Genomic DNA, 12384 nt, shown 5'->3' with positions numbered 1-12384 from the left:
CCGCCGCCTGCCGCGAGCCCGTTCAGCAGAGGTGCGCGACGACGTGGTTGCCGTACCGTGGGTCGCCGGGACGGACGTCGGTGAAGATCCCCGCCCGGACGGCGGAGACCAGGTCCCCCACGTAGTCCTGCACGCAGTGCCGGGACCGGTATCCCAGCACCGTGGCGATCTTGTCGAACGCGACCCGGTAGTTCCGCGGGTCGGTGTCGCCCTCGCGGTAGACGACCCGTGCCCCGTCGACGTGCTTGAGGGCCTCGTCGACGAGCATGCGCTTGGTGAACTGCTGGTCGGCGTCACCGACGTTGAACACCTCGCCGCGCACCAGCTCCGAGGGTGCGTCGAGCACCGTCAGGACCGCCGACGAGAGGTCCTGCACGTGGCAGTAGGGGCGCCAGGTGTCGGCGTCGTACACCACGAGCTCCTCGCCCGCGGCGAGGTCACGGGTGAACTGGGAGACCGTGAGATCGAACCGCGCCCGTGGCGAGAGGCCGTAGGCGGTGGCGACACGCAGGACGGTGCCGACGGTCGTCGTCCGCGACGCGCCGGCGAGCACGTGTTCCTCGACCGCGATCTTCGTCTCCGCGTAGAGCGACTGCGGGTTCAGCTCACTGGTCTCGTCCGCGAAGGACGACGGGTCGTGGATCCCGTAGTTGCTGCAGGTGGAGGTGAACACGAACCTCCGCACACCGAGTCCGGCCAGCATGTCGTGCAGCTGTACCGCCGCCTCGTGGTTCACCTGTTCGGCGAGCTCGGGGTAGCGCCTGCAGACCGGGTCCCCGACGAGCGCCGCGAGCAGCACGACATCGGTCGTGCCGGTCGCCGCCGCGGTCACCGACGCCCGGTTCCGCAGGTCGCCACGGGAGAAGCCGAAGTGAGGGTGGTCCAGCAGGTGATGCAGGGCGAAACCGTTATCGTAGATCAGCTGGTCGAGCACGCGCACCCGAGCGCCGGCGTCGAGGAGCCGTGCGCTCAGGACCGAGCCGACGTAGCCGGCGCCGCCCACGACGAGGACGGTGCGCTCGCTCAGGTCCGGGGTCATCCCGCTGTCCTCTCCGTGATGGGCGCCGGAACCGTCGTGGTCGCGGTGTCGGGGGCCCCGGTCGTGGCCAGGGCGTCGGCGAGAGTCCTGACGACGCGGCCGACGTCGTCCGGGCCGAGCCGGGGATGGAGCGGAAGCGTCAGCTCCCGGTCGTGGAACTCCTCGGTACGGGCGAGCTCGACGTCGCCGAACCGCTCCCGGTAGTAGGTGAACCGATGGACGGGCGGGTAGTGCACGCTGGTCTGCACCCGGGCGGCCCGCATCTCCGTGGCCACGGCTGTCCGATCGGTGCCGACGGGCAACAGCACCGGCAGCAGGTGTGCGGCGGTGGGGTGCTCCGGCTGGAACGGGACCCGGCAGTGCGGCAGGACCTCGGCCAGGAGACTGCGGTAGCGCCCGCTCAGCGTTCGTCGCCTGGCGTTCCACCCGAGGAGCCGGGGGAGTTGGACCAGCCCCAGCGCCGCACGCAGCTCGTCCATCCGGAAGTTGTAACCGCGGTCGACCACGTCGTAGCCGACCCGCTGCCCCCGGTCTCGGTCCAGGGTGCTCGCGGTCATGGCGTGTGCGCGCAACAGGCGCGCCCGCTCCCGTGCGATCGGATCGGCGACGACCAGCATCCCGCCCTCCGCGGTGGTCATGTTCTTGTTGGAGAAGAAGCTGAACGCGGAAGCGTCGGCGACACCGGCGACGTGGCCCGGCAGCCCTGCGGCGTGCGCGGCGTCCTCGATCAGGGCCAGCCCGTGATCGTCGGCGAAGCGTCGCCAGGTCGCGCCGTCGATCGCGTACCCCGCGTAGGGCATGACGACCACGGCCGTCGTGCGCGGCGTGAGCCGTGCCCGCGCGTCCTCGACCGACAGGTGCGGCAGGTCCGGGGACTCGATGTCGACGAAGACCGGTGTGGCCCCGGCCTGCACCACGACGCTCGCCGTCGCCACGAACGTCAGCGACGGGACCAGCACCTCGTCACCGGGACCGACGCCGACCGCGTGCAGCGCGAGCTGGAGAGCCGACGTCGCGGAGTGGACGGCGATCGCGTCGGCGACACCGTGCAGCTCGGCGAAGGCCTGCTCGAAGCGGCGGACCCGGTCGCCCATGGTCAGCCAACCGTCGTCGATGACCTCGTGCAGCGCCTGCTTCTCGGCCTCGCCCAGCACCGGCGACCCGAGCTCGATCGTCGGGAGGTCGGCGAGGGGTGTCACGCGGGTGCTCGCATGGCCAGCTCGGCGTGCTCCTGGGCGCGGCGCAGGTCCTCGACCCTTCCGATGTCGATCCAGGAGCCGTGGTGCTCGTAGACGTTCACCGGGACACCCCGGGCCAGCATGGTCCGCATCAGCTCGTCGAAACCGAAGGGCCCCGACGGCGGGATGTGGTCGAAGATCGACGGATCCATCAGGTAGATCCCGGTACTGACGGAGAACTGCTGGCTCGGCTTCTCCCTGAAGTCGGTCACCACGCCGCTGTGGTGCTCGAGCACCCCGTAGGCGATGTTCACGACCTGTCGTGTCACGACCACGGTCAGTGGTGCACCGTGTTCCCGGTGCTCGCTCAGGACCGAATCGAGATCCACATCGGCGAAGACGTCGGAGTTGGTGACGAAGAACGGGTCTCGGACGGTGTGCCGCAACGCATTCAGCGGCCCGATGGTCCCGAGCGGTTCCTCCTCGAATATGTAGTCGATCTCCAGTCCCCATCGTTCACCGTCGCCGCAGTAGCTGCGGATCAAGGGGCCGAAGGCGCTGACGGTGATCGACACCGTCTTCACCCCCGCCGCGGAGAACCGCGCGAGCAGATTGTCGATGACGCAACCTTCGCCCACCGGCATCAGCGCTTTGGGTAGAACGGTTGAATACGGAGCGAGACGAGTGCCGCGGCCGCCGGCCTGAACCACGGCGTGAAGATTCGGCATCTTTCCTCCTTGGGGCGCTCGAGGTGAACAATCACTCGAAAGTGTCTCGACGGTCGTTACGGGCGACGTGTGATTACCGAGAGCAGTGCAGGCGTTCCTTCTGGGGGAACCCAGGCCTGGACGCCGTAACACGATCGTGTGAATATCGACCACTCACGCGTCGAGCAGATCGCAACGCCGCCGGTGAGGTGTCATGTCGAACGCACTCCTGAACCGATCGTTCGCCCACGTCCGTCCGGACCCGATCGGTCACCGTGGGTACATCGCGGCAGCGGTCGCCGGGGACGCATTCGGCTGGGTCGTGGCCCTCGTCGTAGCCGTCCTGCTCCGGTACGAGCTGGACCTGGCCGAGATCGACGTGTCGGGTCTGCTGTGGACGGCGGCGGCAGCCGCCGTCGCGCAGATGCTCGTCGGATGGCTCGGCCGCTCCTACACGAGCGGGAGGGCCGCCTCCACGACCGACCCGGGCGGGCTCACCCTGTCGGTGTTCCTGGTCGGGCTGACGACGTTCGTCCTGGTGACCCTCCAGGACCCGCCTCCGGTGCCCCGCTCGACGCCGCTGCTCGCCATTCCCATCGCGGCGTTGTTGCTGGTTGGGGTCAGAGCGGGTCTGCGTGCCCGGATCGAGCGGCCCGATCCCACCGACCCGCGGCGCACCCGTCGTGCGGTCATGGTCGGGACCGGCGAGGACGCCGACCACCTGGTCCGCTCGATGCTGCGCGACCCGAGCTGGGGCATCCTGCCGGTCGCGACGGTCGGTTCGGACGGTGCGCGGCGTCGCATCGCCGGACTCGGGACCGCCCGGTCCGGGGAGCGGCCCGCCGCGCTCGCCGAACGGTTCGGCGCCGACCTGCTGGTCATCGCGACCTCGGACGGGGCCGCGGCGGGGACGGTGTCGGCGGAGGCGGCCGCGGCGGGCATCCCGACGCTCGTGGTGCCGCCGCTGGCGGAACTGGTCCGGTCACTGGCTCCGGCCGACCTGCCCGGCCCGACGCCGGCGGCTCCGTCGCGGGGCGGGACCCGTGGCCGGGCCCGGACCGCGGGCAAAAGGGCGTTGGACGTCGTGCTGTGCCTCGCGGGGTTGCCACTGGTGCTGCCGGTCCTGCTGACGGTAGGACTGGTCCTGCTGCTCAGCGGCGGGGAGGTGCTCTATCGGGCGCCGAGGGTCGGGCTGCACGGGCGCCGGTTCACGATGTTCAAATTCGCCACGATGCGTCCCGGGGACTCCGGCCCGCGGGTGACCCGGGAGGGCGACCCCCGGATCACCCCCATCGGCCGGGTGCTGAGGTCGACCAAGCTCAACGAGCTGCCCCAGATCGTCAACGTGCTGCGCGGTGACATGAGTGTCGTCGGCCCGCGTCCGGAGGACCCGCGCTACGCGCGTGCCTACACCCCGGAGCAGCGGGCGGTCTGGTCCGTCCGGCCCGGGATGACGAGCGTGGCCTACCTCGACTTCGGCGACGAGCAGGTCTACATCGAGCGGGCCCGACCGGACGACGTCGAGTCGTTCTACCTGGGCGAGCTGTTGCCGGCCAAACTCGAGATCGAGCTCGGCTACGTCCGGAGCTGGACGGTCGGCAGTGACATGGTGATCATCGCGAGGACACTGGGCCGTCTCCTGGCGCGACGCTAGGTCCGACCCGACCGGGTGGTTCTCGCGCCTCGCGCGGCGTGATCGGGCAGACCGGGGAACGGTCTCCCCCATGAACCGTCACCGCACACCACTCCTGATCGGACTGCTGTCGGCCGGACTGCTCGTCGCCGGGTGCGGCGGAGGGGCCGCCCCGTCCGAGGCCCCGGCCGCACTGTCGACCCCGCCCACCACGGCCGCGCAGCAGCCGACGGAGCAGACGTCGTCGTCGGAGGCGGGCGAGGTAGCCCGCTGCACCAGCAGCACCGTGCAGGCGTCGGTCGGCACCACCCTCGGCGACAACCAGAAGGACACCACCATCGTCTGGCGCAACACCTCCGACGCGCCCTGCACCATGACCGGGTTCGGCGGCGTCGACCTGCGCGGCCCGGACGACCCGCAGTTCGGGCCGTCCTACTCGCTGCCCCGGGCGGGGGAGGAACCCACCGCGGTCGTCGTCAAGCCGGGCGGGACCGCGCACACCGTGATCACCTGGCTGCCCGGGGACAGCTGGACGCCGACCGACATCGTCGTGACCGCGCCGGACGAGACGACGTCGACGACGCTGAAGTGGGACCAGGGCCCGGTCTCCCGTCAGGACGGCGCGACCCGCCCCGGCACCTACATCCACCCGGTGGCGCCCGGCTCCGTCTGACCCCGTCGCGGTCACCCCGTGCCGCGGGTGGCACACACCCCGTCACGGCCGGAGTCGTGTGCGCCACCCCCACGGGGGTACCCGATAACGGTCGATCAGCTCTGGCCGATGATGCCGGGCGTGGAGATTCACCAGACCCCGCTCCCCGGATCGGCTCTCATCGACCTGAAGCGACTCGAGGACGACCGCGGCTTCTTCGCCCGTGCCTTCTGCGAGCAGGAGTTCCGCGACGCCGGGCTGGACCCGACGATCACCCAGTGCAACCTCTCGTACAACCACGAGGCGGGCACCCTGCGCGGCTTCCACTACCAGCTGGAGCCCAACGCCGAGGTCAAGGTCATCCGCTGCGTCCGCGGCGCGATCTTCGACGTGATCGTCGACCTGCGCCCGGACTCCGACACCTACCTGCAGTGGTTCGGTGCCGAGCTGTCCCAGGACAACTACCGGGCGATGTACGTGCCGCGGAACTTCGCGCACGCCTACCTCACCCTCACCCCGGACGCGACGACGATCTACCAGGTCTCGACGCCCTACACCCCGGGCGCCGAGCGCGGCCTGCGCTGGAACGACCCGGCCCTGCACGTCGAGTGGCCGCACGCGGTCGACCACGTCTCGGACAAGGACGCGAACTGGCCGCTGCTCGCCGACAACGCCGACTTCCCGTCGGTCACCGGAGCCCGCTGATGCTGATCCTCGACACCGCCCTCGCGAAGCGCGCCGCCGAGAACCGCCCGATCCGGGTCGGCCTGGTCGGCGCCGGGTTCATGGGCCGCGGCCTGGTCAACCAGATCGTGAACTCCACCCCCGGGATGGACGTCGTCGCGATCGCGAACCGCACCGTCGCCACCGCCGTGCGCGCCTACACCGAGGCCGGGCTGGAGCCGGTCGAGGTGTCGACGACCGCGCAGGTCGAGGCGATGGTCGCGAAGGGCGTCCCGGCCGTGCTCGGCGACGCGTTCGCGCTGCTCGCCGCCGAGAACATCGACGTGCTCGTCGACGTCACCGGGGCCGTCGAGTTCGGCGCCCGGGTCACCGTCGCCGCGATCGAGCGCGGGCTGCCCGTCGTCACGATGAACGCCGAGCTCGACGGCACCGTCGGCCCGCTGCTCGCGCACCGCGCCCGCGCCGCCGGGGTCGTCCTGACCGGTGCCGACGGCGACCAGCCCGGCGTCCAGGCCAACCTGCTGCGCTTCGTGCGCGGCATCGGGGTCACCCCGCTCGTCGCCGGCAACATCAAGGGCCTGCAGGACGAGTACCGCACCCCCACCACCCAGCAGGCGTTCGCGGAGAAGTGGGGGCAGGACCCCTACATGGTCACCAGCTTCGCCGACGGCACCAAGGTGTCGTTCGAGCAGGCGATCGTGGCCAACGCGTTCGGCTTCACCGTCGGCCGGCGCGGCATGTACGGCCGCGACCACGCCGGGCACGTCGACGAGCTGACCGCGGCCTACGACGTCGACGAGCTGCGCGAGCTGGGCGGCGTCGTCGACTACGTGGTCGGCGCCAAGCCGGGTCCGGGCATCTACGTGCTCGGCACCCACGACGACCCGAAGCAGCGCCACTACCTGAACCTGTACAAGCTCGGCGAGGGCCCGCTGTACAGCTTCTACACCCCGTACCACCTGTGCCATTTCGAGGTCCCGAACACCATCGTGCGGGCCGTCGACTTCGCCGACGCCGCACTGAGCCCGCCCGCGGGACAGCGGGTCGACGTCGTCGCCACCGCCAAGCAGGACCTGAGCGCCGGGCACACCGTCGACGGGCTGGGCGGCTACGACACCTACGGTGTCGCCGAGTCGAGCCCGGTGACCCGCGCCGAGCGGCTGCTGCCGATGGGCGTCGCCGAGGGGTGCACACTGGTGCGCGACGTCGCGAAGGACGCCGTGCTCACCTACGACGACGTCACCCTGCCCCCGGGCCGGCTCGTCGACGCGCTCCGCGAGGAGCAGGAGAAGCTGTTCGCCTGAGCGGCCCGCAGGCCGCGGCGCCGGGTCAGTGGCGCCGCGGCTGGGGAGCACCGCGCCGGCGGTCTTCCACATGATCATCGACCGGAACTTCAGCATCCCGAAGGTGCGCCCGTGCGTGCCGACGCGCTCCTGGCGGAAGAACACCGGGCCGCCGTCGCCGGGCTTCACCGCGGCCGCCAGGACCAGGAACAACGGCCCCACGAGAAGCATCAGCAGCGCGGCGACCGCGCTCCGTGGACCCTGTCCCCAGCACCCGGCCGTCCCAGGGTGCTCACAGGACTGCGTGCTCCTCGGGGCGGGAAGAAAAGGGCCACGGACCGCTGGGGTCGGCGTCGTCGCCCGCTCGGTGCCCGGAGTGCACCGTTCGCTGCTCCTGCTTTCGACAGGCGGACGCCTACCGTTAGCGACCGCTCCCTCACCCGCGCGCACGTTGCGCCGTTCGTCGTAATCCATGCGAGGGGTTGTCATCAGGAGTGACGATCGCGGCGTCTCATCAGAATTGAGTAACGCCGACGCTGCCGGATGCGACAGGTGATCGAACGATCATCCTGCGTGAGGAGGCAACGGGTGCCGTTGCGCCGCTTCGACCGGACGTCCTGGCCCGAGCACGGCCCGCACCGGGACCTGCTCGACCTGCTCGACGACGTCCACGTGCACCACGGCTGCCCGTCGGAGCGTGTGCTCGCGCGACGGCTGCGGACCTCGACCGCGCGGGTCCGCGACGTCGTCCGCGGCCGAGCCCTGCCCGGCGACGCCGTCGGGATCCGGGACCTGGTCGCCGCGCTCACCGCGCAGGGCCGCGCCGATCCGGCGACGGCGGACCGGGCCGAGGCCCTCACGGTCGCGGCCCGCCGCGAGCGCGACGGCGCCGGACCCTGGCCCGCAGGGCGCCGGACGGGCCGACCGCTCTGGTCACCTCCGGGCGTCGCTCCGGCGGCAGGTCCCGCGACGACGGGCGCCCGCCGGACCGCGGTCGCCGCGCTCCTGCTCGTGCTCACCGCGGCGGTCGCGACGGCCGTCGTGCTCTCGGGGCACCTGCCGTTCTGACGCCCCGGCCGGTCCCTCCCGTCATCAGAACTGGGGACCTCGGCGGAGTTCGCGATGGATCATCAGAATCGATGATACGACACATCGCGTAGCGATCAACTAGACAGTTCGGCCCAGGGCCGTGTGACCGAAAAGATCACTCACAGCGGGACTCTCCCTGCTCACCGCACTTCTCGATCACGACACGGTCACGGCGGGTCCCGGGCGGCCGGCGCGGACGGCCCAGTCCGGCCGCCACGCGTCGTAACGGGGTGTCGGGACGCGTCGATGGACGCTCCACACGGGAACGATCACGCCCCAGGGGGCCGGCCGGGACACGCGCCGAGCCCTCCCTCCGGCGTGCCCACCGCACGTTCCCGACCGAGATCTGGGAGGTACGCCGGTGACCGCGAGCGTCGCGTCCGGCACCCCGCAGAACCGGGCGCCCGCTGTGGGGGCCCGGTCGCTGCACGACTTCAGCCGCATCTCCGGCGAGGTCACCGAGCCGCCGCCGGCAGGCGAAACGTACCGGGTGCGGTACCGCAACCTGCACGACGGTCAGGGCCGCCGCTGGGCGGGCACCCTGGCCATCATCGGCGCGAACGTCGCGTTCGAGGTGCTGTTCGTGGTCTGGCTGCTGCAGCCCTCCCACCACCCCGACGTCGACGAGCGCTGGTGGATCCAGGCCGCGAACGTCTTCGTCATCGGCTCCATCGCGCTGGTCGAGACGATGCGCCTGGTCAACGTGTTCTCGCTGTCGCTGGCCTCGGTGCTCGCCCGCGACCCGGTCCCGGTCCGGCCGGACCCGGAGCTGCGGGTCGCGTTCCTGACCACGATCGTCCCCGGCTCGGAGCCGATCGAGATGGTCCGCGCGACGCTGGAGGCCGCGCGGCGGATCCGGCACGAGGGCACCTTCGACGTCTGGCTGCTCGACGAGGGCGACGACCGCGAGGTCCGGCGGATGTGCGCCGAGATCGGTGTCCGGCACTTCTCCCGCAAGGGCGTCGCCGCCTACAACGAGCCGTCGGGCTTCTTCACGGCGCGCACCAAGCACGGCAACTACAACGCCTGGGTGCACGCGGAGGGCCACCGCTACGACGTGTTCCTGTCCGTCGACCCCGACCACGTGCCGCTGGCGAACTACGCCGAGCGGATGCTCGGCTACTTCCGCGACCCCGACGTCGCGTTCGTCGTCGGACCGCAGTGCTACGCCAACTGCGACAACTTCGTCACCACCGCCGCGGAGTCCCAGCAGTTCCCGTTCCACTCGCTGATCCAGCGGGCCGCGAACGCCTACGGCATCCCGATGCTCGTCGGCACCAACAACGCCGTGCGGATCGACGCGCTGCTCGCCGTCGGCGGGCTGCACGACTCGATCACCGAGGACATGGCGACCGGGCTGGCGCTGCACGCCCGGCGCAACCCGTGGACCGGGCGGCGCTGGCGCTCGGTGTACACACCGGACGTCGTCGCGGTGGGGGAGGGGCCGTCGTCCTGGACGGACTTCTTCTCCCAGCAGCTGCGCTGGTCCCGCGGCACCTTCGTGATCCTGCAGGGCATCTTCCTGAAGCGGCTGCGCCGGCTGTCCCCGCCACGGGCGCTGCACTACCTGCTCATCACCGCGTTCTACCCGTCGATGGCGATCGGCTGGATCCTCGGAGCCGTCAACGCCTCGCTCTACCTGGCGTTCGGGGTGTCGGGCATCGTCGTCCCGCCCGCGTTGTGGCTGGCGCTCTACGTCGACGCGACCGCGTTCCAGCTGTGGGTCTACATCCGCAACCGCCGCTACAACGTCAGCCCCTACGAGCACGAGAACTCGACCGGGCTGACCGGGATGGCGATGTCGGTGCTCTCCGCGCCGATCTACGCGTCCTCGCTGGTCGCGACGGTGCTTCGGCGCCCGGCGACGTTCGTCGTCACCCCGAAGGCGGAGGCGGCGAGCCCGGACCGCGTCGTCACCTTCGCCCGGCACCTGCGCTGGTCGGCGTTCCTGGCGGCGGCGATCGCGGCGTCGTTCGCGTTCGGCTACGCCAACCTCGACGTCCTCATGTGGCCGGCGCTCGCGCTGGTCGTCTCCGTGGTCCCGATGGCGATCTGGCTGGGCGGCCTGCTGCGCACCCGTGGCCGGATCGCGTCCGCGGCCGAGCTCGTCGAGCTCGTGCCCGTGATCCCCGAACCCCGTGACGAGAAGATCGGAGCCGTGGCGTGAGGCGCCTGCTCTCCCGGGCGGCGCGCGCCGTCCTCGGCCGCCGCAGGCTGATCGCGATGATCGGCGTGCCCACCGTCCTGCTGGCGGTCAACGCCCCGCCCGCGTTCGCCTGGATCTCCGAGGTGCGCCACGAGGCGTGGCTGCACAGCGCCGAGTACACCGCCGCGAACGGCCGCTGGGACGTCGTCGAGCTGCCCGCGGACGTCCGGATCAACGCCATCCACGCCGCGATGCTGCCGACCGGCAAGGTCCTGCTCGTCGCCGGCTCGGGTAACGACCAGGAGCAGTTCGACGCCGGCACCTTCCGCACCCTGGTCTACGACCCGGCCACCGGCGACGCGACGGAGATCGACACCCCGTCGGACCTGTTCTGCGGCGGTCACACCTTCCTGCCCGACGGGAAGCTCCTCGTCGCCGGCGGCACCCAGCGCTACGAGGTCCTCGACGGCTTCGTCACCCGCGCCGCCGGCGCGATGCGGATCCGCAACGAGAACCCCGACCGCGAGCTGCACCTGGACGCCGGCACCGTGTTCCGCGACCCCGACGGACGCGACTACACCCTCACCAGCCCGGCCCACGTCATGGCCGCGACCAAGACCGGCGAGGGCGACGGGACCGTCGTCACCGCCAGCGAGACCATCGGCTTCGTCGAGTCCACCGAGGAGGGCGCCGCCGGGGTCACCGACCGGCCCGCCCAGTACGCGATCCTGTCGCTGGACCCCGCGGACGCCGCGAACGTCTACGGCATGGGCGACAAGATGACCCTGGACAAGCAGGACTTCCAGGGCATCGCCGACTCCTACGAGTTCGACCCGGTCGCCGAGAAGTACGTGCGCGTCGGGGACATGACCCAGAAGCGCTGGTACCCCACGCTCACCGGGCTGCCCGACGGCCAGGTGCTCGCGATCTCCGGTCTCGACGGCACCGGGCAGATCCTGCCCGGCCAGAACGAGGTTTACGACCCGGCGACGAAGCGCTGGACCGACCGGCCCGACCTGTTCCGCTACTTCCCGACCTACCCGGCGATCTTCCAGACCCGGCAGGAGGGACGGCTGTTCTACTCCGGCTCCAACGCCGGCTACGGCCCGGCCGACGCCGGACGCGTCCCCGGGTTCTGGAACCTGGCGGACAACTCGTTCGCACCCGTCCCGGGGCTGCGCGAGCCGGAGCTGATGGAGACCTCCGGGTCGTCCTGGGCCGGGCCGGTGCAGGACCAGCGGATGGTCGTCGTCGGGGGCGGCGGGGTCGGGGAGTCCCCGGTGTCCTCGGCGCGGATCGACACCATCGACCTGCGCGCCCCGGCGCCCGCGTTCACCCCCGGCCCGGACCTGCGCACCCCCACCCGCTACCCGAGCGTCGTGCAGCTGCCCACCGACGACCTGCTGATCACCGGCGGCTCCGCGGACTACCGCGGCAAGGGCGCGAGCGACATCCTGCAGGCCAACCTGTACCACCCGGGCACGAACACGCTCTCCGCCGTCGCCGACCCCCTGGTCGGGCGCGACTACCACGCCGAGGCGCTGCTGCTGCCCAACGGTCAGGTGCTCACCGCAGGCGGGAACTCCCTGTTCAAGAACGTGGACAACACCAAGCCCGCCCCGTTCGAGCAGCGGCTGGAGATCTACACCCCGCCGTACCTGTTCCACGGCCCGCAGCCGGTGATCGCGACGGCCCCGGAGGAGGCCGGCCTCGGCACCACCATGACCGTGACCAGCCCGGACGCGGCCCGGGTCACCCAGGCCCGGCTGATCCGGCCCAGCGCGGTCACCCACGCGACCGACGTCGACCAGCGCTCGGTGCGCCTCGACATCGCCCGCGACCCGGACGGCTCGCTCGGCCTCGCCGTACCCGCCGAGCCGGCCCTGGTGCCGCCCGGCTGGTACATGCTCTTCCTCGTCGACGACGCCGGGGTGCCGTCCGTGGCGTCATGGGTGCACCTCAGGTGACACACT

The 12384-nt window shown here is 71.4% G+C and carries 10 protein-coding genes and 1 pseudogene; 7 read left to right on the top strand and 4 right to left on the bottom strand.

The features are described from left to right. Positions 1-22: 22 nt before the first annotated feature. The 3 genes from ATL51_RS10525 to ATL51_RS10515 are packed head-to-tail and all read right to left on the bottom strand — an operon-like array spanning position 23 to position 2945. Positions 23-1039: an NAD-dependent epimerase/dehydratase family protein gene (locus tag ATL51_RS10525; RefSeq protein ID WP_100878515.1), complete on the bottom strand. Its 1017-nt coding sequence runs from the start codon at positions 1037-1039 to the stop codon at positions 23-25. Then, positions 1036-2238 carry a DegT/DnrJ/EryC1/StrS family aminotransferase gene (locus ATL51_RS10520; RefSeq protein WP_100878514.1) on the bottom strand — a complete coding sequence of 401 codons (1203 nt, stop codon included), beginning with the start codon at positions 2236-2238 and terminating at the stop codon, positions 1036-1038. Before ATL51_RS10520 ends, ATL51_RS10525 begins: the two co-directional genes overlap by 4 nt. Then, positions 2235-2945, bottom strand: a complete 711-nt coding sequence (locus tag ATL51_RS10515; RefSeq protein WP_100878513.1) for a sugar phosphate nucleotidyltransferase — start codon at positions 2943-2945, stop codon at positions 2235-2237. Before ATL51_RS10515 ends, ATL51_RS10520 begins: the two co-directional genes overlap by 4 nt. 193 nt (positions 2946-3138) lie before the next feature. Here ATL51_RS10515 and ATL51_RS29390 point away from each other — a divergent pair, with 193 nt between their 5' ends. The 4 genes from ATL51_RS29390 (at position 3139) to ATL51_RS10495 (ending at position 7197) form a co-directional block, all read left to right on the top strand. Beyond that, positions 3139-4578 (top strand): sugar transferase, encoded by a 1440-nt coding sequence (locus ATL51_RS29390; RefSeq protein WP_301548986.1) that lies wholly within the window; start codon positions 3139-3141, stop codon positions 4576-4578. Positions 4579-4648: 70 nt separating this feature from the next. Next, positions 4649-5230 carry a DUF4232 domain-containing protein gene (locus ATL51_RS10505; RefSeq protein ID WP_100878512.1) on the top strand — a complete coding sequence of 194 codons (582 nt, stop codon included), beginning with the start codon at positions 4649-4651 and terminating at the stop codon, positions 5228-5230. A 120-nt stretch (positions 5231-5350) separates the two neighbouring features. Continuing rightward, complete coding sequence (gene rfbC, locus ATL51_RS10500; protein WP_100880629.1) at positions 5351-5914, top strand: dTDP-4-dehydrorhamnose 3,5-epimerase; 564 nt, start codon at positions 5351-5353, stop codon at positions 5912-5914. Then, entirely contained in the window at positions 5914-7197 is a 1284-nt protein-coding gene (locus tag ATL51_RS10495; RefSeq protein WP_100878511.1) for an NAD(P)H-dependent oxidoreductase, read from the top strand. The genes rfbC and ATL51_RS10495 overlap by 1 nt, the downstream gene beginning before the upstream one ends. A gap of 75 nt (positions 7198-7272) precedes the next feature. Here ATL51_RS10495 and ATL51_RS29870 read toward each other — a convergent pair. After that, a pseudogene (locus tag ATL51_RS29870) lies at positions 7273-7650 on the bottom strand (sugar transferase); the annotation flags it as partial. Between the two features lie 99 nt (positions 7651-7749). Between ATL51_RS29870 and ATL51_RS10485 the strand changes: the two are divergent. The 3 genes from ATL51_RS10485 (at position 7750) to ATL51_RS10475 (ending at position 12378) form a co-directional block, all read left to right on the top strand. Beyond that, positions 7750-8244, top strand: coding sequence for a hypothetical protein (locus ATL51_RS10485; protein ID WP_157818309.1), 495 nt, complete (start codon positions 7750-7752; stop codon positions 8242-8244). Positions 8245-8626: 382 nt separating this feature from the next. Continuing rightward, positions 8627-10432: a glycosyltransferase family 2 protein gene (locus ATL51_RS10480; protein ID WP_208622968.1), complete on the top strand. Its 1806-nt coding sequence runs from the start codon at positions 8627-8629 to the stop codon at positions 10430-10432. Beyond that, positions 10429-12378: a radical copper oxidase GlxA gene (locus ATL51_RS10475; RefSeq protein WP_301548985.1), complete on the top strand. Its 1950-nt coding sequence runs from the start codon at positions 10429-10431 to the stop codon at positions 12376-12378. The genes ATL51_RS10480 and ATL51_RS10475 overlap by 4 nt, the downstream gene beginning before the upstream one ends. Positions 12379-12384 lie beyond the last annotated feature (6 nt).

It is taken from the genome of Pseudonocardia alni (assembly GCF_002813375.1).
GTDB lineage: Bacteria > Actinomycetota > Actinomycetes > Mycobacteriales > Pseudonocardiaceae > Pseudonocardia > Pseudonocardia alni.
The sequence above is the reverse complement of the archived record's forward strand: the minus strand, read 5'-3'. Positions and strand labels throughout refer to the sequence as shown.